General features: G+C 66.9%; 23 protein-coding genes. 8 read left to right on the plus strand and 15 right to left on the minus strand.

What is annotated here, in order from left to right; all coding sequences use genetic code 11:
* The first annotated feature begins 202 nt into the window (after positions 1-202).
* Positions 203-424, plus strand: a complete 222-nt coding sequence (locus ON20_RS00175) for an RNA-binding S4 domain-containing protein (RefSeq protein WP_040832740.1) — start codon at positions 203-205, stop codon at positions 422-424.
* A 59-nt stretch (positions 425-483) separates the two neighbouring features.
* On the opposite strand, the gene rraA is transcribed toward ON20_RS00175, so the two are convergent.
* The 7 genes from rraA to ON20_RS00210 all read right to left on the minus strand — a co-directional run bounded on the left by rraA (position 484) and on the right by ON20_RS00210 (position 5,027).
* Entirely contained in the window at positions 484-972 is a 489-nt protein-coding gene (gene rraA, locus ON20_RS00180; protein ID WP_040832741.1) for a ribonuclease E activity regulator RraA, read from the minus strand.
* Between the two features lie 72 nt (positions 973-1,044).
* Positions 1,045-1,410 (minus strand): DUF5313 family protein, encoded by a 366-nt coding sequence (locus ON20_RS00185; RefSeq protein ID WP_040832742.1) that lies wholly within the window; start codon positions 1,408-1,410, stop codon positions 1,045-1,047.
* A gap of 138 nt (positions 1,411-1,548) precedes the next feature.
* The gene (locus ON20_RS00190) at positions 1,549-2,472 is read right to left on the minus strand and encodes a CopD family protein (RefSeq protein ID WP_086008884.1); all 924 of its coding nucleotides are present in this window, start codon (positions 2,470-2,472) and stop codon (positions 1,549-1,551) included.
* On the minus strand, positions 2,472-3,062 hold the full coding sequence (locus tag ON20_RS00195; protein WP_051161283.1) for a copper resistance CopC family protein: 591 nt from the start codon (positions 3,060-3,062) through the stop codon (positions 2,472-2,474). The genes ON20_RS00190 and ON20_RS00195 overlap by 1 nt, the downstream gene beginning before the upstream one ends.
* A complete protein-coding gene (locus ON20_RS00200; RefSeq protein ID WP_040832743.1) occupies positions 3,059-3,718 on the minus strand; it encodes a YcnI family copper-binding membrane protein in 660 nt (219 codons plus the stop codon). The genes ON20_RS00195 and ON20_RS00200 overlap by 4 nt, the downstream gene beginning before the upstream one ends.
* A gap of 31 nt (positions 3,719-3,749) precedes the next feature.
* Positions 3,750-4,370, minus strand: a complete 621-nt coding sequence (locus ON20_RS00205) for a hypothetical protein (RefSeq protein ID WP_040832744.1) — start codon at positions 4,368-4,370, stop codon at positions 3,750-3,752.
* A gap of 18 nt (positions 4,371-4,388) precedes the next feature.
* The gene (locus ON20_RS00210; protein WP_040832745.1) at positions 4,389-5,027 is read right to left on the minus strand and encodes a DUF6474 family protein; all 639 of its coding nucleotides are present in this window, start codon (positions 5,025-5,027) and stop codon (positions 4,389-4,391) included.
* Between the two features lie 196 nt (positions 5,028-5,223).
* Here ON20_RS00210 and ON20_RS00215 point away from each other — a divergent pair, with 196 nt between their 5' ends.
* From ON20_RS00215 to ON20_RS00225, 3 genes are all read left to right on the plus strand, one after another.
* On the plus strand, positions 5,224-7,020 hold the full coding sequence (locus ON20_RS00215) for a TM0106 family RecB-like putative nuclease (RefSeq protein ID WP_438803357.1): 1,797 nt from the start codon (positions 5,224-5,226) through the stop codon (positions 7,018-7,020).
* A gap of 9 nt (positions 7,021-7,029) precedes the next feature.
* Positions 7,030-9,036: a molecular chaperone HtpG gene (gene htpG, locus ON20_RS00220; RefSeq protein WP_040832746.1), complete on the plus strand. Its 2,007-nt coding sequence runs from the start codon at positions 7,030-7,032 to the stop codon at positions 9,034-9,036.
* A gap of 187 nt (positions 9,037-9,223) precedes the next feature.
* Positions 9,224-9,778 (plus strand): hypothetical protein, encoded by a 555-nt coding sequence (locus ON20_RS00225; RefSeq protein ID WP_040832747.1) that lies wholly within the window; start codon positions 9,224-9,226, stop codon positions 9,776-9,778.
* Positions 9,779-9,890: 112 nt separating this feature from the next.
* On the opposite strand, the gene ON20_RS00230 is transcribed toward ON20_RS00225, so the two are convergent.
* The 5 genes from ON20_RS00230 to ON20_RS00250 form a co-directional block, all read right to left on the minus strand.
* Entirely contained in the window at positions 9,891-10,658 is a 768-nt protein-coding gene (locus ON20_RS00230; protein WP_040832748.1) for an SDR family NAD(P)-dependent oxidoreductase, read from the minus strand.
* Positions 10,659-10,832: 174 nt separating this feature from the next.
* The gene (locus ON20_RS00235; RefSeq protein WP_040832749.1) at positions 10,833-11,570 is read right to left on the minus strand and encodes a TMEM165/GDT1 family protein; all 738 of its coding nucleotides are present in this window, start codon (positions 11,568-11,570) and stop codon (positions 10,833-10,835) included.
* Between the two features lie 442 nt (positions 11,571-12,012).
* On the minus strand, positions 12,013-12,540 hold the full coding sequence (locus ON20_RS00240) for a hypothetical protein (RefSeq protein ID WP_040832750.1): 528 nt from the start codon (positions 12,538-12,540) through the stop codon (positions 12,013-12,015).
* Between the two features lie 227 nt (positions 12,541-12,767).
* Positions 12,768-13,391 carry a superoxide dismutase gene (locus ON20_RS00245; RefSeq protein ID WP_040832805.1) on the minus strand — a complete coding sequence of 208 codons (624 nt, stop codon included), beginning with the start codon at positions 13,389-13,391 and terminating at the stop codon, positions 12,768-12,770.
* Between the two features lie 378 nt (positions 13,392-13,769).
* The gene (locus ON20_RS00250; RefSeq protein ID WP_040832751.1) at positions 13,770-14,405 is read right to left on the minus strand and encodes a hypothetical protein; all 636 of its coding nucleotides are present in this window, start codon (positions 14,403-14,405) and stop codon (positions 13,770-13,772) included.
* Between the two features lie 691 nt (positions 14,406-15,096).
* Here ON20_RS00250 and ON20_RS00255 point away from each other — a divergent pair.
* The 4 genes from ON20_RS00255 (at position 15,097) to ON20_RS00270 (ending at position 18,242) form a co-directional block, all read left to right on the plus strand.
* Positions 15,097-15,360: a rhodanese-like domain-containing protein gene (locus ON20_RS00255; RefSeq protein ID WP_306306807.1), complete on the plus strand. Its 264-nt coding sequence runs from the start codon at positions 15,097-15,099 to the stop codon at positions 15,358-15,360.
* 111 nt (positions 15,361-15,471) lie between these two features.
* Positions 15,472-16,488 (plus strand): DUF4328 domain-containing protein, encoded by a 1,017-nt coding sequence (locus ON20_RS00260; protein ID WP_245546904.1) that lies wholly within the window; start codon positions 15,472-15,474, stop codon positions 16,486-16,488.
* The gene (locus ON20_RS00265; protein WP_040832752.1) at positions 16,485-17,249 is read left to right on the plus strand and encodes a glycerophosphodiester phosphodiesterase; all 765 of its coding nucleotides are present in this window, start codon (positions 16,485-16,487) and stop codon (positions 17,247-17,249) included. The genes ON20_RS00260 and ON20_RS00265 overlap by 4 nt, the downstream gene beginning before the upstream one ends.
* A gap of 72 nt (positions 17,250-17,321) precedes the next feature.
* Positions 17,322-18,242 carry a DUF5926 family protein gene (locus tag ON20_RS00270; protein ID WP_040832753.1) on the plus strand — a complete coding sequence of 307 codons (921 nt, stop codon included), beginning with the start codon at positions 17,322-17,324 and terminating at the stop codon, positions 18,240-18,242.
* A gap of 126 nt (positions 18,243-18,368) precedes the next feature.
* Here the strand turns inward: ON20_RS00270 and ON20_RS00275 are convergent, their stop codons facing one another.
* The 3 genes from ON20_RS00275 to ON20_RS00285 form a co-directional block, all read right to left on the minus strand.
* On the minus strand, positions 18,369-18,923 hold the full coding sequence (locus tag ON20_RS00275) for a ferritin (RefSeq protein ID WP_040832754.1): 555 nt from the start codon (positions 18,921-18,923) through the stop codon (positions 18,369-18,371).
* A gap of 189 nt (positions 18,924-19,112) precedes the next feature.
* Positions 19,113-19,502 carry a ferritin-like domain-containing protein gene (locus ON20_RS33840; protein ID WP_245546905.1) on the minus strand — a complete coding sequence of 130 codons (390 nt, stop codon included), beginning with the start codon at positions 19,500-19,502 and terminating at the stop codon, positions 19,113-19,115.
* 28 nt (positions 19,503-19,530) lie between these two features.
* Entirely contained in the window at positions 19,531-20,898 is a 1,368-nt protein-coding gene (locus ON20_RS00285; protein WP_083864414.1) for an LCP family protein, read from the minus strand.
* Between the last annotated feature and the right edge of the window lie 124 nt (positions 20,899-21,022).

The raw sequence follows: 21,022 nt of genomic DNA on the forward strand, positions 1-21,022 counted from the left end.
TCACCGTAAACGGAGGGGCCGGAGTTTTCCCCGGGTGTCCTGCGGGGAGCGATGGCGCGGGGCGATGTGAATTCGGTGCGTGCGGGGTGGGTCTGCCCGAGTACGCGCGGCGCGTCCGGACGCGGCACATGGCCGCTCCGGGATCGCCGGCGGGATGGGGCGGTGTTCGGTGGGTCCGGATAGAGGAGTATGTATTTACCCCATGTCAGAACCAGTCGATGTGCTGATCGATGACGAAATCATCCGGCTCGGCCAATTTCTGAAACTGGCCAATCTGATCGACTCCGGATCGGAGGCCAAAACGGTGATCGCCGCGGGACTGGTGCGGGTGAACGAGGAGGTCGAGTTGCGGCGTGGGCGGCAGCTACAGGTGGGTGATGTGGTTGCCCTGGCCGGTCACAAGGCACGGGTCACCGCTGGATAACGAAAAGCCCGGCGCGCGGTGGCGCCGGGCTTTTCGGGTTCCCACGGGCAGGTCGGGGTTCAGCCCTGCGCGCGTACCACTATGCCGTCGTGGTCGCTGTAGAGCATCTCGCCCGGTACGAAGGTGACCCCGCCGAATTCGACGGGTACATCCTTTTCTCCGGAGCCGGTCTGGGTACTTTTGCGCGGATTGGTGCCCAGGGCCTTGATACCGATGTCCAGCGTGCGCAGGATGGCGGAGTCGCGTACCGCGCCGTTGACCACGACCCCGGCCCAGCCGTTGTCCACGCCGCGGCCGGCGATGATATCGCCCACCAGCGCGGTGTGCACACTGGCGTCACCGTCGACCACCAGGACCTTGCCTTCGCCCGGTTCACTCAACGTCTGCTTGACCAGCAGGTTGTCCTGGAAGCAGCGGATGGTGGTGATCCGGCCGGCGAAAACCGCCCGGCCGCCGAATTGGATGAACTGGGTATCGCAACTGCGGATGTCCGGGCCGATCTCGTCGGCCAGATCCGCTGTCGCCACATCATGCGCTGATTCGGTCACATACCGGATTGTGCCGCCCCGCCGGGCCGGGTGTCCGGCCGGCCCGGGCGACAATCGAGTTATCGCAATATGCTATCCGTGCCGGTAGTGCAGGTTGTACAGCTGTCGGTCACGGTCGGAGACCTTGCCGTGGTCGACCAGTTCGGGGTCGAGTCCGTGCTGGACCAACCGGAACCGCCGCCACACATAGCTCAGCGCGACCGTGAAGATGACCAGCGGGATGATCATCATCACAATGAGTCCCAGCTTGAGTGTCATCGGCCCGGGGAACAGCAGGATCAGCGCGAACAACGGAATGATCGGCCCGACGAAGCGAACGAGGTACCGTTCCATGGCCCCGTGGTCGACGAGGTCGTGGACCACCCACTCGTGCAGTTCCGCGGGAAGTTCGCGGCCCACATCATAGGCGATCCGTTGCTTGATAGTGGGCTTTTTCATAGCTATAGGCTATTCCGGTAGTGTGCGTCATACCAGGGTCGATTACGACTCCGACCAGCGGTTCGTGGTCAGATCCGGCCGGATCGACGCTCGCGGGCAAGTCGCTCGGCCGCGCTGCGCGGGCGAGCCGATGGGCACTCAAGCGGTGACCGCCAAAGACGCCGCCAACCCGAACGCCGGTGCCATCACCACCAACTCCAACACCGCCCGGTGCAGTGACGCCTCGGCGTTCATCCGGTGCCCGGCGGCCCGCGCCACCCAGGTGCGCCGCCACCACCAGCCCAGTACCGACAGGATCGCCAAGATCAAGGTTTTCGCCAGTAGGATTCGCCCGTATCCGGTGCTCACGAGCGGTTCGATACCGCCGACCCGCACCAGGCCGTTGACCAGTCCGGTTGCCGCGATCACCGGCACCAGGGGCAGTGCGACCGCCGAATACCGGGGCAGGGTCACGGCCCATTCGCCACGGCCGCGTACCACCAGCGCCAACCCGATCAACAGGCCGAACCAGACGGCCGCCGCCAGCGTATGGACCGCGGCGAGGACAGACCCCAATGGCTGCTGCGACATATGTCCGGTGATGGGCCGCAGCGCCAGGGGCACCGCGGCGAAGACCAACACCAGGTCGGGCGCGGCGTGATCCGGTCGCCGGAAGGCGAACGCCGCATACCCGGCGATAGCGGCGGTGGCCACCAGGATGACTACTCCCACCTGGCCACCGCTGATTTCCCCCAGGTAGGTACCGAAGTCGTCGGCGCCCAACGCGGTCGGCACCACGCCCACCACATCGGCCGCCTCGAATACCAGCACCGTGAACTCGGCGCCACACCAGAGGCCGGCCAACACGGCGAGCAGCCGCCAGGGCACTCGGAGCCGGTCGTGCAGCCGGGGCAGTGCGGCCAGGCCGAGCACCGCGGCGCCGATTCCGTCGGCACCGAACCGAACGGCGGCCGCCCCGGTGACCGTGGTCAGTGCCCAGGCGAGCACTACTCCGAGCAGACCCGACGGCACGATCAGCAGCAATGCGGTCGGACGATCGTGCCATCGGGTGGTGGTGCCGATCACCGGTTCGACTTGCCCTTACCACCGAGCAGTTTGGTTCCGAACAGGGCGAAGGCCAGCCCGGCGCCGAACAGCACCACGACGCCGACCACATACACCCAGGCCGGGATACCGCCGGATCCGTCGCCGCCTTTCTCCGCGCCCGCCTTGGGGCCGGGCGTGCCCTTGCCCGGGGTGCTCAGGGTGAAGGTGCGCTCACCCTTGACCACATGTCCGTCCGCCGAGGTCACGCGGTAGGCCACCCGGTAGACTCCGGCCGGACCGAGCTCCCCGACCGGGACGCTGATCATTTTGCCCTCGACGACCGGGACGCCCTTCGACCACAGGTTCCCGTCCGGCCCGACGACGGTCATGGCCGGAAAGTTCGGCTGCAGGGGTTCGTTGAAGGTGATCGTCACCCGTGCCGGACCGCTGTCCACGGTGGCGCCGTCCTCCGGTGAGCTGCCGACCACCGTGGAATGCGCCGCGGCCGGACCGGCGGCCGGACCCACCGCGAGAAACAGCGCAGCGGTGACGAAGGCGAACAGCACGGCGAGAGACCGCGGGGTGGATGCGGGCAGAGCGAGCGTCCGGGTGCGGTAGCGGTTCATCGGCGTCCCCGAATCATCGAGCCGACCCCGAGTCCGAGGCCGAGCACCCCCACCGCCAGCCCGGCACCGCCGAGCCAACGGGCTGTGGTGTCGGTACCCGTGTCGCCGGACGCCGCGGCCGTATTCGTGTTCTCGCCGTGATGTCCGGTATTCGCACCGGCGGCGAGAATGAGCGAGGGGGCCGGGTGGGATGCCGAACCGTCCTCATCGGCCTGAGCCCATCGCACGACCTTGCCGTCGCTATAGGTCTGAGTGGCCGGGAAGCTCACGGTCTCCTGCTGCGGCAGCGGGCCGAGCGTCACCGCGAAACGTTGGAACTGTCCGGGCGCGATACCCGGGTTCCCCGCCGCGGTCTTCCAGATAATCGCGGTGACCTGGGATTTGTCATTGCGCTCCACCTCGGCCGTCCAGCCCGGCAGCGGCTCGGTGAGGGCCACCTGCAGTTGCGGGACGGCGACGGTGACCGCGGTGGTGTCCGCTGTCTCGGATTCGGTGGGCACCCGGAAGGTCGCGATGGTCATCTGCCCCTGTGCCGCGTCCGGGGCATCGACGGTGACATGCGCGGCGGCGGGTCCGGCGCCGAGTACGGCCAGGCCCGTGCCCAGCGCCGCGGCGGCGGTCCACCGAGCCAGGGCATGCGGAATCGGACTGTGCATGAACTGATCGCTTTCTCTCCGAAGGGAATGGTCAAGGGGCGCGGAGGCGCACCGGTGGTGCGCGCGGTCCACAGGACCCGTTCGGAGAGAGGCGAAGCGGTGCTGCGGGGTATCCGCGGCATGCGCGGTGTTCCTCGCCGGGTGGTGGTGTCGGCGCGGTGAGAAGTATGCGCAGCACCCGGGAGAGCAGCCGGTACAGCCGTTCCGCGGCGGCGATGGCGGCGGCGCACAGCAGGGTCGCGAGCATATGCACGATCGCCGGGCGGACGGGTGACGGCCGACCACCGAACGACATGCCGTCGAATACGACGGTGCCGGCAAGCCGGTGGTCCGCCGCGGAAGCGTGACCGATCAGCCCGGTCAGTGCGATGTGTCCGACGAGCTGACCCACGGCCAGGGGGGCGAGCAGCGCGAAGAATGTTGTCGAACCGGATCCGCCGCGGCCGCGCCACGACAGATCACGTTCGAGCGCCACGGAATCGATCGATCCGGCGGCGAATCCCGTGAGTGCCGCCGCCAGGATCAAGAGCGCGGCACCGGCGGTGGAAGGGTAGCCGCCGCCGGATATACCGTGCGCGGCGAGGGCCGCTGCACCCGTCGCCGCGCCGACCGCGCAACCGCGGGGCGGACAGCCGGTCGACCGGGTGGGCACGGCGTGGTGTCGGGCGGATCAGGATACGCCGAGACGGGCCAGCACATCGGCTTCGATGGCGGCCAGTTCGGTATCGACGGAGGCGTGCACCGCCCGGCGGCGCGTCGGGGGCAACTGCTCGGCAGTGCGGATCGCCGTGGACAGCGAGTCGAGGCGCTCACGGGTCGCAGCGACGAACCGCTGTGCCCCGTCGGCGTCCTTGTCACCCGAGGTGACCTTGTCCAGTGCCGATTCGGCATTGGCGATACGCGCCTTCAGCCGACCACCGTGACCGGTGAAATCGCCGAGCCGGTCCATACCGACCCCGAGCTGTGCGGCGCGTCGGGCGTCGAGCTGCCCGCGCAGGTAGGTGGCGCCACGGTAGGCCAGCGGCGCGAGCACGGGTATCAACACCCGCGCTACACCGAGGTATTTCTTGACCTGTCCCGGACCGAACGGATCGCGTTCGGCCTTGGCGGCAAGCTTGAGCGCGGCCTTCTCCTCCGCCTGCAGCGTCGCGATCTGGGCCTTGGCGACCTTGCGCTGGGTGCGGGTCTGGGCCCGGTGGCGTCTGCGGTCGTTCTTCGCGCTCAATTTGGCTTCCAGCGCGGCCTTGTGCTTGAGGGCTTTCGCCTCGGCCCGGCGGCTCGGCCGCCGCTTGCGCTTGAACAACCCCATCGAAGGCCTCCGTCATGCTGGTTCGCCACGGCGATACGACGCGGGAACGACGTCGTCCGCCCATGTCACACGGTCTGTCGACACCCTATCGGGTCGACCGTCGCTCCTGCGAGTGGTGGGTTTGCACGCGGGTGCGGGCGGGTGGGCGATATGTGCGATTCGCGGAAGTGTCGGGGGGAGGGACCATACTGCATAGGTGCAGCCGGGCAGTGCCGACCGCAAAGGTCACGAGGATTTCGACCGTGGGGGTCGTATGGACGCCAACGGTGCCGTGCGGGAAAACGGCGTTCGCGTCGGTGGGGAAGGCGGCGATATTTCCGGCTCCGATCCCGTCGCGCGTCGTGGTTTGAGGCCGGTGTTCCTCGACGCCCGTGGGCTGATCGGCTGTCGGCATCGGCTCGGATTGGATGCGGCGTATCCGGAGATACTGACCACGGCCCGGGAGGACCCGGGTGTCCAGCAGCGCCGCGTCGCCGCCGCGGAGCATCGCGCCCGCGTGCGCGACGCTTTGGTGGGGGCCGATCCGGAGAGCTGGGCGGTCATCGATCCGACATTGCCCGCGAGCGCGCGGGCGGAGGCCACCGTGCGGGCCTGCGCCGCCGGGGTGTCGCGGATCTGGGGCGGGTTGTTGCCGCAGGAATCCGATACCGGTAGGCGCGGCGGCGCGGAGATTCTGCTGCGCGATCTGGGCCGGGGCGGATATATCCCGGTGATCGTGGTCAATCACAAGGTGACCGACCCCCGCCGCCCGGAACCGGCCGACTTCCATCCGACGACCTCCGACCTCTACCGCTGGGACCCGCGGCCCGATCCGCACCGCAAACTGCGCCAGCAGCCGCGCAACCAACAGCGTCTGGCCCATTTGTACCGCATGTTGCAGCGGCACGGTCTGGCGAGCCCGGCGGTGGTGGGCGGGGTGATCGGCTACCACTTCGACCGGATCCTGGTGCACGATCTCACCGCGGTCCTGGACGACTACGATCGCCGTTACGCGGACCGGATCGCGGTATTGCGCGGTGAGCTGCCGACGGTGCCGTCCAAGGTGCCCGAATGCCGGCAGTGTCCCTGGTGGACCCGCGGTGAATCCGGCGGTTGCCAGGGGTGGCTGACCGCGCGGCGCGATATCAGTGTGGTGGCGCCCGGCTCGCGTGCCGAGGTGTTGCGCGCGCACGGTGTCCGGACCGTCGACGAGCTCGCCGCCTGGTCGGGGCCCGAACCCGACGACTGGCAGTACGGTCCGTTCGACGAGGCCGTGGTCACCGCGCGGGCCTGGATCGCGGGTGCGCCGCTGGTCCGCCGATTCGACCGGGTGCGGGTGCGCCGCGCCGATGTCGAGGTGGATGTCGACCTGGAGAGCTACCAGGAAGAAGGCGCCTATCTGTGGGGGACCCTGCTCGATGGGCGGTACCGTCCGTTCGTCACCTGGGACCCGCTCCCCACCGAGGACGAGGGCCGTTCCTTCGGCGAGTTCTGGACCTGGCTGATGCGGGTGCGCGCGGCCGCCGCCGCGGCCGGGAAGACCTTCGCCGCCTACTGCTACTCCCGCACCGCCGAGGACAAATGGCTCTTCGAATCGGCCCGCCGGTTCGCCGGACGCCCCGGTGTTCCCACGGTCGAACAGGTCACGGAGTTCGTGAACTCGCCGCAGTGGGTGGATATGTTTCAGGCGGTGACCGACCAGTTCATCTGCCCGAGCGGTAAGGGGCTGAAGAAGATCGCCCCGGTCGCCGGTTTCGCCTGGCGCGATCCGGAGGCCAACGGGGAGGCGTCGATGAACTGGTATCGGCGCGCGGTCGGCTACGACGGTGCACCCGATCTCACCCAGCGTGTCCGGCTGCTGGAATACAACGAGGACGATGTGCGCGCCACCGCCACGCTGCGGGAGTGGATGGCCCCCCGGACCCCCGGTGAACACTGTGCCGAGCGTGAGGTGCCCGCCTTGGCCGATTTCACACACTCGGGCGGCGAGATTCTGTCCCCGGCGGAGTCGTAATATTTCGACGTGACCGATCACGTCGAACACCTCGAGTTTCAAGCCGAGACCCATCAGCTGCTCGAGCTGATGATCCACTCGGTCTATTCCAACAAAGACACCTTCCTGAGGGAGCTGATCTCCAATGCTTCCGACGCGCTGGACAGGCTGCGGCTGGAGTCCTACCGGGACAAGGATCTGCACGTCGACACCACCGACCTGCATATCGAGTTGGAGGTCGACAAGAACCAGCGGACCCTGACGGTCAAGGACAACGGTATCGGCATGTCACGTGCCGAAGTGGTAGATCTCATCGGCACCCTGGCCAAATCCGGAACCGCCGAGGTCCGCAAAAAACTGAACGAGGCCAAGTCCGAGGCGGCGACCGAGGAATTGATCGGCCAGTTCGGTATCGGCTTCTACTCGGCATTCATGGTGGCGGACAAGGTCACGCTGACCACCCGCCATGCCGGTGAGACCGCGGGCACCCGCTGGGAGTCCACCGCGGGCAGCTCCGGCTACACCATCGAAACCCTCGAGGAGGCCCCGCAGGGTACGGCGGTATCGCTGCATCTCAAACCGGCGGATACCGAGGATCATCTCTTCGACTACACCCAGGAGTGGAAGCTCCGCGAGATCGTCAAGAAATACTCCGATTTCATCGCCTGGCCGATCCGTATGAAGGTGGAGCGGACCGTCACCGAGGGGGAGGGCGAGGATAAACAGGAGAAGACGGTCACCGAGGAACAGACCCTCAACTCTATGAAGGCGTTGTGGACCCGTCCCCGCGGCGAGGTCTCCGACGACGAATACAAGGAGTTCTACAAGCACATCTCGCACGCCTGGGACGATCCGCTGGAGATCATCCCGCTCAAGGCCGAGGGCACCTTCGAATACCAGGCGCTGCTGTTTCTGCCGTCGCAGGCGCCGTTCGACCTGTTCACCCGTGAGCACAAGCGTGGGGTTCAGCTCTACGTCAAGCGGGTGTTCATCATGGACAACTGCGAAGAGCTGATGCCGGAATATCTGCGGTTCGTCAAGGGTGTGGTGGACGCGCAGGACCTGTCGCTGAACGTCTCGCGCGAGATCCTGCAGCAGGACCGGCAGATCCAGATGATCCGCAAGCGTCTGGTCAAGAAGGTGCTGTCCACCGTCAAGGACATGCAGACGGCGTCGCTCGAGGCCGAGAGCACCGAGGACACCGGCGACGACTCGGTGAAAACCGAGCAGGACAAGTACCAGGTCTTCTGGCGGGAGTTCGGCCGCGTCCTCAAGGAGGGTCTGCTGTCGGACTTCGACAACCGCGAGACCATTCTGCAGGTGTCGTCGTTCGCGTCCACGCACTCCGAGACCGAGCCGACCACGCTCGCCCAGTATGTGGAGCGGATGAAGGACGGTCAGGACAAGATCTACTACATGACCGGCGAGTCCCGACAGCAGGTCGAGAGCTCACCGCATATGGAGGCCTTCAAGGCCAAGGGTCTCGAGGTGCTGGTCCTGACCGACCCGGTCGACGAGATGTGGGTCGGCTCGGTGACGGAATTCGACGGCAAACAGTTCCAGTCCATCGCCAAGGGCGAAGTGGACCTGGAGACCGAGGAAGAGAAGAAGGAATCCGAACAGCTGCGGGAGCAGCAGGACAAGGAGTTCGCCGAACTGCTGTCCTGGTTGGGGAAGACGCTCGAGGAGAACGTCAAGGAGGTGCGTCTGACCAACCGGCTCACCACCTCGCCCGCCTGCCTGGTCGGTGATGTCTTCGACTTCACCCCGATGTTGGAGCGGATGTATCGCGCCTCCGGACAGCTCCTGCCGGAGACCAAGCGGATCCTGGAGCTCAACCCGACCCATCCGCTGGTGACCGGGTTGCGCGACGCCTACGACAGCCGAAAGCAGGACGCCGACGCGGGTAAGGTGCCCGAGCTCACCGAAACCGCCGAACTGCTGTTCGGCACGGCGGTGCTGGCCGAGGGCGGGGAGTTGAAGGATCCCGCGCGCTTCGCGCATATCCTCACCGACCGGCTCACTCGCACGCTGTAACCGCCGAGCCGTTCACCCGTGGAGTCCGCGACCCGTTCGAACAGATCGCGGACTCCACGGGACCCGGTCGCCTTGCGTGGCAAAGGCGTTTACCGCTCGTACCGAGCTGCGGTTTGTAATGGCTTCGCCTTTCGGATCGATAGGGCGTCCGGAGCGTGGAAGTCACGCCCCGGACAGGAGATCGAACATGTCGATTTCGACCCTGTGTGCTCACGGTGTGCGTCGGGCATTGGTGCGGATCGCCGCGCCGACGGTCATACTGCTCACACCCGCGGTGCTGCAGGCCCCCGCGTTCGCCGAACCGCCCGATTCGGCGCCGAGTGCACAGCCGGCGCCGAGCACTCGTCCCGAGACTCCGTCGGTGCCGACGCCCGATCCGGAGCCGCCGCGCTCCTGCTCGGGCGTCCGGTCCGACAACGGTGCCGGTTGTCCCGCTCCGAAGCCGGACGACACCTATGGCCCGGATGGTTACGACTCTTTCGGATACGACCGGTGGGGCCGTGACCGCTGGGGGTACGACCGTTCCGGTTACGATCTGCACGGGTTCGATCGGTCCGGGTACGACCGTTTCGGGTATGACCGGTCCGGATTCGACCGCTGGGGGTTCGATCGGTTCGGTTACGACCGCGAGGGCTTTACCGTCCAGGGATGCGGTCGAGACGGTGTGGATCGTCCGGATGCCGACCGACAGGCGTGTGAGAACCGGCGGCGATCCCTTCCGTCGAGTGGTAGCGCCGGTTGATCGGTAGTGCGGACCCGCCGATTTTCGCGGCATGTGGCGGTCGCACAAACGAGGCGTCCGCCCTTCCGGTGGGGGAACCGGAAGGACGCGTCGCGAAATCTCGCGGCAGGAATTACCGCGGCGCCATGCGCAGGGCGCCGTCCATCCGAATGGTTTCGCCGTTCAGATAGTCGTGTTCGACGATGTACTGCGATAGCTGCGCGTATTCATCGGGACGGCCCAGGCGCGAGGGGAACGGCACACCGGCCTCCAGTCCCTTGCGGTACTCCTCGGTGACGCCGGCCAGCATGGGGGTGTCGATGATGCCGGGGGCGATGGTGTTGACCCGGATACCGAACTGTGCCAGGTCACGGGCGGCCGGCACGGTCATACCGTGCACACCGCCCTTGGAGGCCGAGTAGGCGATCTGGCCGATCTGGCCCTCGAACGCGGCGACCGAGGCGGTGTTGATGATGACACCGCGCTGACCGAGGTCGTCGACGGGCTCGGTCTTGGCGATGGCGTCGGCGGCCAGCCGCATGACATTGAAGGTGCCGAGCAGGTTCACGGTGATCACCGTGCGGAACAGCTCCAGGTCGTGCGGGCCGTTCTTGGACAGGATGCGGCCGGCCCAGCCGACACCGGCGCAGTTGACCACGATGCGCAGCGGCGAGCCCGACTCGAGCACCTTGGCGACGGCGGCCCCGACCTCTTCGTGGCTGGTGACATCGGCGGCGAGGAGGGTGACCCCGTCGGGCACATTGTCGCCGGCCCGCTCGATCGACTGCGGTACATCGAGCCCGAAGACAGTGGCGCCCAGTTCAGCGAAGCGCTTGGCGGTGGCGGCGCCCAGCCCGGACGCGCCTCCGGTGATGATGGCGGCGGAACCCGAAATCTCCACGATGGTCCTCTCGTTCGTGACAAGCCAGTTGGCATTACGTCAATTGCACCCTAACCGACCCGGTGGAACGCGGTTCCGTGGCCGGCCTCAGCTCGGTCGAAGCGCAGATGGAGGTACGTCCGACGGACACGGCCGCATATCGGCTCATGACCCGCGCGGAGCGGGCGGGAACCGTTACCGAAGATCATCCGCCCGGCGGGCCGAGATCTCGGCGGGGCTCGCCGATGTGGCAGGCAGTTCGCGCGCCCGATGGCCGAGGATCGCCCACAGCACCGCACCCGCGGCGAGGGGTACGACCAGCGCGATGGCGGCGGCGGGCAGGATTCCGAGGGCCGGCAGGCCGGTGTCGAGGGCGGTGAGTGCGCCGATGAAGAGGAACAGCAGGCCGGAGCCGATACCGATGGCGCGTTCGGGCAGGTGCTTGCCGACCAGGATGCCGATGGCGATGGCGAGCGCGTCGGCGGCCACCATGCCGATGGTGGAACCGAGCCAGACCCCGGCCCATTCCTTCTCGGTGGCCAGCGCCGCGGTGGCGAACATGGTGCGGTCACCGAGTTCGGCCAGCAGGAAGGCCGATACCACCACGAAGAACGGGGCGGCTGTGGTGAACCGGGACGGTGGTGACTGTTCGTCGTCGGGGTCGGCCGTGGCGAGTTCACGCAGCGTCCAGAGCCCGACGGCGAGGAAGGTGAACGCGGCGAGGAATGCGATCGTGCGGGTGGGTAGCGCCGTACCGAGGAAGTGGCCGACCGCTACCGAGATGATATGGACCACCGCGGTGGCCGTGGCGATCCCGCCGAGTACGACCCACCAGCGGTAGCGCAGGGCGAAAGTCAACGCCATCAGTTGGGATTTGTCGCCCAGTTCGGCCAAGAACACGATGCCGATGGCGAGTCCGATAGTGGCATACATGTGGTGGTGCTCCCGTTTTCTTCGGCCGGTCGGCCGGAGATGGGTACGCCTCCGGCCAACAACGTACAGCTGTCTGGCCGAAGGTCTCGCCCACCGAACGCTGTCGGTTCACGCAACCGGACCCTCCGTTGAGTGGGGGTCAGTATGTCGACTGCGCGATTGGGGGCTACTCCCCTTCGCTGTTGGCAACTGTACCGCACCGTATCGGCACCGGCAACGAGCCTCCTTCGAAAAACCAATTGGCACAATAAGTTTGGCTATGCTTGGTGGATATTGAGGGTAGCCTCAAAACTGTTCCGGGGCGGCCTTATCGCGAGCCGGCATGTACCCGGCAAACATATTCGGACACGGAAAGGGCATGGTTCGGTACGGCGATCACCACTGATGAGCGCCGGATTCCGGGAGCCTCACACCCGGATCGGGCGAACGTCCGACATGCCCGTCAGGCCGCCAGCAGCATCGCGAGGACGGCGGTATCGGGGTCGCTGATCGGATCCAGCCCGACCCGGCTGACCAGTGAGATGATGGTGCCGTCCGCCTCGGCTTCGGCCCACGCGGCGCGATGTTCCAGACCCAGGTGAGGCAGGCCGGGCAACAGCACGCACCCGGAGGCGGCCCCGGTACATTCGGGTAGGGAAGGGCTGGTTTCCGAGGGCGGATGCAGCATGAGCAGGGCGGGCGGTATCTGCTCGGCGAACCGGCCGGGCTCCACCGCTTCCCTGCCGAGTACCGGCCCCTCGGCCATCACCAGGCCGACCGTACCCGGTTCGGGCTCGTCGGGAAGTTCCTCGCGTACCCCGAATACCGTGGAGGTGGGAAGCAGTCCGGGCAGGGTGGCCACCCGCACCGCGAGTACCAGGACCTGTGCCCACTCCTTGGTGGTTTCCGGCCAGCGGCCGGAGATGACGAACCCCCGCAGTGAACCTTTCGCGTGGAACGGTGTGATACCGATCGAACTACTACTGCGCATGATGCCTCCCGCATATGCCGGGGCGGCGGCCTTGCCCGTCCTCGAACTTCTGGAAGACGAGGATTACTCGAGAGTTATCCGGCACACAAGTACCAGAGAGTGCTAGTTCCCCGGTTGAGACCACCCGGTTGCCCACGGGAAGCGGAGAGGAAACGAACCAGGCCCGCGGACATACGGTCCGCGGGCCTGGTGCAAAGCCGTTGCGTCGAGCGTTCGGCCGAAGACGCTCAGCCGAAGATGAGGCCCTTGGCCTGGCTGGTGGCCTTGGCGAAACGCTCCTGAACGTCGGCCCAGTTGACCACGTTCCAGAATGCCTTCACGTAATCGGCCTTGACGTTCTTGTACTGCAGGTAGAAGGCGTGCTCCCACATATCGACCTGCAGCAGTGGGATGATCCCCAGCGGCACATTGGCCTGCTGGTCGTACAGCTGGAAGGTCAGCAGCTTCTGGCCCAGAGTGTCGTAGCCGAGCACCGCCCAGCCCGAACCCTGCAGACCGTTCGCCGCCGCGGTGAACTGCGCACGGAACTTGTCGAACGAACCGAACTGGTCGTCGATGGCCGCGGCCAGCTCGCCGGTCGGCTTGTCGCCGCCGCTGGGGGAGAGGTTCTTCCACCAGATGGAGTGGTTGACGTGACCGCCGAGGTGGAAGGCGAGGTTCTTCTCGTGCAGGAAGATGGCGGAGTGATCACCTGATTCGCGGGCGGCTTCCAGCTTCTCCAGCGCGGTGTTCGCACCGGCGACGTAGGTGGCGTGGTGCTTGGAATGGTGAATCTCGTTGATCTGCCCCGAGATATGCGGCTCCAGGGCGCCGTAGTCGTAATCCAGATCTGGCAGCGTGTACTCAGCCACGATGTCCCTTCCTTGTCGGGTCGAGTGCTTCCCGGTGTCGTGGGTGCCCTCGACCATCATTCGTACACCCGATGGATCGAACTCGTCCCGACGCCCCGCCATTCCCGCGCCTGCCGTGTCGGGACCGAACCATGCGTAGCATCGAATCATGTCGTGGTACGACGAACTAGTCGGACGGGCCCGCCTTCTCGCACCCGAGATGGTATAGCCGGAGTTCGCGCCGACCGGTCTCTCGGCGTTCTGCTACGCCGAGGCCTACCGCCGGCGGTAGGTGGTGAAGGGTCCCACGGTTGCCGCGCGGTGGGCCTCGAGGCCGGGCGGTCGGTACCACCCGTGGCGGCAGGTGGTACCGATGTATGGGGATCGATGCGCCGCTTGTCAGAGAGCGGGCGCGATACCGGGGTGGAAGGCCCGCGGATCCCCGGCATCATGTGCCGCCCACCAGCGGCGGGTGGCCGAGACCAGCTTCCGCAGCGGCACCGCCCGCCCGTCGGTCCGGTGCACCTCGACGGTGTCGAACCAGACCCGGATGTCGAGCTCCCGCGGGCTGACGCCCTCTTCCTGGGAGAACTCCAGGACATGGCGGGCGATTCGCCGGCTGTCGATCACGGTGTCGAAGCTGAGCAGTTCGCTCCACAGCGCCCACCCGCTGTCGTCGAGGTCGATGAACTCCCAGCCGTGCAGGCGGCCACCGCCGAAACTGGTGATCGCCTCGCCCAGGCCGGACAGTTCCAGCGGCAGAACCCGCGGGTCGATATCGTCCCAGCGCTGTGACCGCAGCGAGGCCGCGACCCGCGTGACGCCTTCGAATGTGAGCCGGACCCGCAGGTACTCCGTGATCGAGTCTCCGGTTGACGAGATGCCGTCGGGTTCCGACAGGGTCGGTACCTCGATGTCGAGGTGTAGAAGTTTCGCCGGTATATCGACGGTTGCCCCGAGGCAGGTCGCCTCGGACAACGCGATGTTCAGACCGGTCGTATCCAATCCGTCAAGAAGCCCCCTGCTCGATGTCATAGCGACAGGCTACCGAGCCGCCTGCTCGGATCGGGGTATTTGGATTTTTTTCATTTCAGCGGAACCGAAACCGCGGAGGGTGCGTCCAAGTAGATGTCGGCACCTTCGACGGTGCGGGTGCCGGCGTGGCGAGCGGGCGGTCGCTCCGGAATAGGTGGAGGGGAGTCCCGGATCGGCCGTCCGCTCCGTCCGTTGCAACAGTTGCGCTCAGGAGTCATAGCGAAATTCTCTTACATCGGAGCGGTGTGATAACCGTTATCTGTGGATCGATCTGTGGATAATGTGTATAACCCGCTTCCGCAGGTGACCGCTCCCGACTTCGTTCGGGCGCGTTCTCCGAGTCGCCGAATCGCCGGCTCGGCGTGTCGCCGGGAGATGGGAGTCGCCGATCGCGCGACGGTGCCGCGCCCATGGCAGGATCGAATACGTGACCAAGGAACGTAGCGCAGGCCTTCGCGTGCAGGCGGAGGTCGGCGTATCCGGTACGCTCCGGGACTGTCACCGCCGGGCCGGTGGAGACATGAAATGCCTGCGGAGCGGACATAAGACTGTGCAGGGCTCACCCTGCCGGCTGTCTGCCGTGAAACAGGAAACCCGACCCGCGAGGGTTGGAATCCCCTCTTTTCCGAGAGGGGAAGAGGTCAAGAGTTTCGATATCCCTTACCGGTCGAATTCGGCCATCCTGCCGGCTGTGCGTGGGGATGACGAATGGCGGCTCGGCCACGCCCGGGACACTGTCCATATCCCGCTGTCCCATATCCCCGCCCGTACCGACGAGCCGCCCTGCCGGCAGCCGTATGTCGTCTGCCGGCAGGGCGGGCGGTCGCTCGAGGCGGTGAAGCACCTGAACCGGATCGGCTTCGGGGCGGTGCACGTCGAGGGCGGCATGGTGGCTCGGCAGCGCCTCGGTCGTCCGCTGACCGCCGAGGGTGATCGGGCGGCGAAGATCTACTGACGGAAAGAGCGAGGTGCGCGGGTGAGTACGGTGGTGCAACCTTGTGCGCGCTGCGGCACGCGCTGGGCCGTGCAGGGAGCCCCCATGCACTGGTGTCCGCGTTGTCGGGGCGTGTTGTTGTCGCCCGGCCCGATCGACGCGCCCCCCGAGCGACGCAATTATCGCTGGGTTGCGCGCCGGCCGGGACAACTCGGCCGCCGCCCCATCGTGCCCAAGCGTCGGCCGGCCACCCCGACGCCGCGCTATACCGAGATCCCGCGCTGGGGACTTCGCGACGAACCGCCGCGGCCGCGTACCGCTCGGCGCCGGCCGCTACATGCCCTGGCCGACCGGGTGTACGGACTACTGATCGCGACGGCCGTGGTCTTCGCCCTCGCCGCGAGTGCCGAACTGGGCCGGTATCTGATCCTGTTGCGCAACCGCACCCAACTCATAGAACCGATGCTGTTGGCCGTGTCCGACACGCTGGTGATCGGTACGTCGCTGATCGCGCTGATTCTTGCGCTGCCGGCCGCGGTGGGGGCACTGGGGTGGCTGATCGAAGTCCGCCGGGCGGAATACGCGCGCCGCGAGCGCAGCGATCCGCGTTCGGTGCGCATGCTGGCCCTCGGCTGCCTGGTCCCGGTGGTGAATCTGCTCTGGCCGGGTGTATTCCTCACCGAAGTGGTATCCGAGCCCCGCGCGGCCCAGGCGGTCCGGATCTGGTGGTCGGCCTGGGTGGTCGGCGGGATGCTGTCCGCGGCCGCGCTGATGTGGCGGCCCGCGGGCTCGTTGCAGGCCGAGGCCGACGGGGTACTGTTCACTGCGCTCACCGATGCGGTGGCGGTGGCGGTGGCCGTGCTGACGTTGTGGGTCGTCCGGGTGGTCGAGGGCAGGGATCTGCGCGGCCGGTCGCGGACCGCGCAGCGCTGGGTGGTCGCCACCGATCCGGCCGTACCGGTGATCGAACCGGTCCGGCCGGGGTCGGCCGCTACGGTGAGCACAGCGGAGCCCGCCGGTACCGCAGCCGTTCCCGATGGTCGTCGAACCGGATCCGGCGATGCCGAAGCGGTCGACGCGGAGCTGGTTGATGCGGAGGGTGCGCGGGTCGAGGCCGGCCACGCACCGGAGGAGGTTGTCACCAAGTGAGCCAGAGTGATCGTGCGCCGTTCGTCGTCGCACACCGGGGCGCGTCGGCGGCCCGCCCGGAACACACCCTGGCCGCCTACGAACTGGCCCTACAGGAGGGAGCCGATGGCGTCGAATGCGATGTTCGGCTCACCCGCGACGGGCATCTGGTCTGTGTCCACGACCGCACCATCGATCGCACTTCCTCCGGAAGCGGTCTGGTCAGTGAGATGACCTTGGACGAGTTGCGGGGCTACGATTTCGGCGCCGACGGCGAACCGGCCTCGGTGCTCACCCTCGGCGAGTTGATCGGCCTGGTCCTGGACTGGCGCAGTCGGCCCACGAAGCTGTTCATCGAGACCAAACATCCGGTCCGCTACGGCTCTCTCGTGGAAAGCAAGGTACTGGCCGAACTCCAGCGTTTCGGTATCGCCACCCCCGCCTCGGCCGATCACTCACGGGCGGTGGTGATGTCGTTCGCGGCCACCGCGGTATGGCGTATCCGTCGGGCTGCGCCGTTGTTGCCGACGGTACTGCTCGGGGAATCCTCGCGGTACCTGGGCGGCAGCGCGGCCACCACGGTGGGGGCGACGGCGGTCGGCCCCTCGGTGAAAACGCTGCGTGACCATCCCGACCTGGTGGACAAGGCCGCCGCGGCGGGTCGGGCGACGTACTGCTGGACCGTCGACGAACCCGACGATGTCCGGCTGTGTGCCGATCTCGGTGTGAGCTGGGTGGCGACCAACCATCCCAGGCGCACCAAAGCGCTTCTCGCGTCCTGACTTCGACTCCGTCGGTCGGTGCGGTGTGGCGCGATCCCGTACTCCATCTCGGCCGGTGTAATTTGACCAGCCGTGGGAAAGAGCAAGCGCAATAGTCCGAAGCCCGGCGGAAACCGGGCCCAGCGTCTGGCCGAACGGCGCGCCGCCTTGGCGCAGGCGGAACAAGCCGTGAAGCGGCCGTTCCAGGGGTTGGCCGCCGAATGCGATCTGGTCGCCTTGCGCGAGTTCGTGCCGTCGGCCACCGCGACACTGCCGCTGTCGCCGAACACCGGGGCCGAGCGGCCGGTGGTGCTCGCCACCGTGCTGCCCGGCGCGGTGGCGGCCCTGGTGCGGGCGGGCGACGAGCCGACCGGATACGTCGGGGCACAGGTGCAGACGCAGGGAGCGGACCCGTCGGCCGACCTGGCCGCCGCCATTCTGTGGACGCAGTCCGCCGAACCGGGTGATTCGCTGGCCACCGCCGTGGCGGTGGACGGTGGGCCGGGGCTGGCCGATGTCATCGTCGCGGACGCGCCGCTGGAATTGACCGTGCATCAGGACTTCAACTGGTGGGTGCCCGAGGGGGCGCAACCGGATCCGCAGGTCACGGCGACCATAGAACAGGCCAAACAAGCGATCATGCCGTCGGACCGGCTGGATCTGGGGCCCGAGGGGATCGGTGCGGCATGGTGGGTGGATGCCGGGGAAAAGGCGCATCTACGTTGGGTGCGGCCGGAATCCGAGGACGATCTCATGCTGGCCCTGGCCCGGCTGCATGCGGCGGGCGGGCTGAACCTGGGCGAGGGGTCGCGTTTCGCGGGATCATTCCGCACCCATGGGCTGCTGGTGCCGGTATTCGATCTGGACCCCGAACGGCATGCCGGTGAATGGCGGGATCCGGCCCTCGCCCTCGGTGAGCGCTTGGCCGAGGCATTGGCCGTGGACGCCCCGCTGACCTCGGAGCAGCGCCGGTCCCGGGACGGGCTGCGGTCACGCCAGGTCACTTTGCGCTGAACGTCGGCGGACGGATCACGGCACACCGCACGAAGGGCGCGATGCCCCGTTTTCCGGTGAAACGGGGCATATGCCGAGCGTTCGACCGTGCAGAGGCACAGGTCGGAGCGGAAGCGGAGGTATCACCTAGACGGTGGCGTGGCCGCCCGCGACTTTCGGGGCACCGGAAGCGTCACTGGGGGCGCTCATCTCCCGGGCGATGAATTCCTCGAGGTCGAACAGGTTGGATCCGGCGCGGTCGGCGACCGTGAGCAGGGTGGTCATCCTGGCGACTTCCTCCACCTGTTCCTTCAGGAACCACTGCATGAACTGTTCGCCCAGATAATCGCCTTCTTCGCGAGCGGTACTGGCCAGCTGGACGATCTGGTCGGTGACCGTCTTCTCCTGTTCGAGCGCCAGCGCGATCGGCTCGCGGGCATTTTCGAAGTGCGACTTCGCCGAGTCGACGCCGGTCAGTTCGATGCTGATATCTCGGTCGAGGAAGTACCGCACGATCATCATCGCGTGATTGCGCTCTTCCACCGACTGGGCATAGAAGCGTTTGGCGAGTTGCGGCAGGTCGGCATTGTCGTACCACACCGCGATCGCGATGTACTGATGCTCGGCATTGAATTCCTGCCGGATCTGATCGTGCAGCAGTGCATGGAATTTGCTGCGAGGGCTCTCCGGATGATTTGACATAACCCGACATTAACGCCGAAAAAGGATTGTGTCATCCAAGTACACCCTTATTGAGGATAGTATTGCCTAATTAATTTCTCACTGTCCCCGCCGTTTTCGGTCCGGAATTGCCGGAGCGCGTCGAAGCGGAAATCGGTTCTCATGCGACGGACTCCTCCACATCGAACAGATTTCCCGCCGCACGTTCGGTCACCGCCGGCAACGTCGACATTCCGGCAACATCCCGCAGTTGGAGTTCCGGCAGCCACCGCACGAATTGTTCGTCGAGGTAGTCCCACATTCCCGGGCGAGCCGCGCCAGTCCACCGACCTGCTCCGCCAACGTCTCCTCCCCGGCCGACAGGAAAGCCACTGCGGTATACGGTGATTCGAAGGCGGGACGGACCTCGTCGAGTCCCCCGACGGTGACTTCCAGTTCTCGGTCGAGCAGATACTGCACAATACGCAATGTGTGTCCGCGGTGCTCCTCACCACGCCGACAGCAGTGAGCGGACAATTGTGGCAAACACTGCACCTCGAAATATACGGCGGCGGCCGGATACTGCTGTCCGGCGGTGAGGGCATGCGCCTGCGTGGTCACACTGCGCTACCTCCTCCGGCGCTGACGCTCAGTCGCCGCGCAGATCCTCCGGAATGGGTTGTCCATCGGCCAGCGCCTCGAAGAAACGGCTCGCGTCGGGTTTGGCCCACAACAGCACATTGCCGCCCGCGGTATCGGTGAAACCGCCCACCGGAACGCTTGTCGCCAGCGTATCCCCGCGCAGCGCCCAGGCCAGGCGCGCCAGATCCCAGATATGGTCGCCCTCGTCCACGGTCAGTGACTTCGCGGTATCCCGGGCCATCGGCCACAGCGCGAACGGATTGACCAGGGTGCCCACACTGGTGGCCTTCTTCAGCAGCGCGGACAGAAACAGGCGCTGATTGTTCATCCGATCGATATCGGCCATCGCGGTGGCCCGACTGCGAACGAAACCCAGTGCCCGCGGCCCGTCCAGAACCTGACAGCCAGGGGGCAGATTGATACCGGCGAGCGGATCGTCGATGGCCTGCGGTACGCAGACCTCGATACCGCCGAGCGCGTCCACGACACCGGCGAACCCGGCGAAGCCGATCTGCCCGTAGTGGTCGATACGCAGCCCGGTGGCGATCTCCACGGTTTGCACCAGCAGGGGTGCGCCGCCGAACGCGAAGGCGGCATTGAGCTTGTCCTGGCCGTAACCGGGAATGCTGACGTAGGAGTCGCGCGGCAGGCTGACCATGGTGGTGCGGCCGGACGGTGGAATATGCACCAGGATGATGGTGTCGGTGCGTTCGGACCCGACCTCCCCACCGGTCGCCAGGCCCTGTTCCTGTTCGTCGGAGAGTCCCGCTCGACTGTCGGATCCGACCAGCAGCCAGTTCGTGCCGGCCGTATCGCCTCCTCGGTCGGTGTAGTCGGTGAGGGCGTCGATTCGGGTGAGGGAATTGTCCAGTTGGATTACCGCGGCGACCATGCCGAGCACGAAGACCAGCAGCAATACCAGCAACCAGCGGCCCGGGTGGCGCTTTCGACGTCGACCCGCGGGGCGGGGCGCGCGGCCGGACCGGGGCGGCCCGGGTGGCGGCGCCGGCGGGCGTCGGCGATTGTCGCGGTTAGGAACCGGTCGCTGGGCGGGTGCGTGCGCGGTCTCCCGGTGGGGGACCGGTCGCTGCGTGGGCGCATGAGTGCGCGGCGGGCGGCCGGGTTTGCCGTCGCGGTAGGGGCCGGGCTGCCGGGGTATGGCGCCGGGACGGGGACGACCGGGCGGAGCCTCGGGAACCTGGGACCAGGCCTGGGGTGGCGAGTATCCCGGTGCGGGCCCACGGCGCATGACCTGTGTCGGTTCGACGGGCGGAGGACCGGCGGGGGGAGGTTGCGGGGCGGGCCGTCGCGCGCCGGGGCGGCCGGGTCCATCGGGAGGCGGGACCCGGCGAATCCTAGGGTCGTCGCCGTACATCATCTTCAGACTCTACTTATCCGGTCGCCACGGTTCATCGCGAACGAGCCTTGTTCGTCCGGCTCCGGTGGAATCCGGATCCCGGGCATACCCGAGTTCGGGGCGGTGCCGAGCGATACACGGG

The organism is Nocardia brevicatena NBRC 12119 (assembly GCF_000308495.1).
Classification (GTDB): Bacteria; Actinomycetota; Actinomycetes; order Mycobacteriales; family Mycobacteriaceae; genus Nocardia; species Nocardia brevicatena.

Excerpts from the sequence above, each read along its gene's own strand:
- ON20_RS00175 (WP_040832740.1), top strand. The coding sequence starts at position 203 with ATGTCAGAACCAGTCGATGTGCTGATCGATGACGAAATCATCCGGCTC.
- ON20_RS00275 (WP_040832754.1), bottom strand. The coding sequence starts at position 18,923 with ATGTCAAATCATCCGGAGAGCCCTCGCAGCAAATTCCATGCACTGCTG.
- ON20_RS00250 (WP_040832751.1), bottom strand. The coding sequence starts at position 14,405 with ATGACATCGAGCAGGGGGCTTCTTGACGGATTGGATACGACCGGTCTG.
- ON20_RS00240 (WP_040832750.1), bottom strand. The coding sequence starts at position 12,540 with ATGCGCAGTAGTAGTTCGATCGGTATCACACCGTTCCACGCGAAAGGT.
- ON20_RS00285 (WP_083864414.1), bottom strand. The coding sequence starts at position 20,898 with ATGTACGGCGACGACCCTAGGATTCGCCGGGTCCCGCCTCCCGATGGA.
- ON20_RS00200 (WP_040832743.1), bottom strand. The coding sequence starts at position 3,718 with ATGCACAGTCCGATTCCGCATGCCCTGGCTCGGTGGACCGCCGCCGCG.
- ON20_RS00235 (WP_040832749.1), bottom strand. The coding sequence starts at position 11,570 with ATGTATGCCACTATCGGACTCGCCATCGGCATCGTGTTCTTGGCCGAA.
- ON20_RS00185 (WP_040832742.1), bottom strand. The coding sequence starts at position 1,410 with ATGAAAAAGCCCACTATCAAGCAACGGATCGCCTATGATGTGGGCCGC.
- ON20_RS00210 (WP_040832745.1), bottom strand. The coding sequence starts at position 5,027 with ATGGGGTTGTTCAAGCGCAAGCGGCGGCCGAGCCGCCGGGCCGAGGCG.
- ON20_RS00225 (WP_040832747.1), top strand. The coding sequence starts at position 9,224 with ATGTCGATTTCGACCCTGTGTGCTCACGGTGTGCGTCGGGCATTGGTG.
- ON20_RS00195 (WP_051161283.1), bottom strand. The coding sequence starts at position 3,062 with ATGAACCGCTACCGCACCCGGACGCTCGCTCTGCCCGCATCCACCCCG.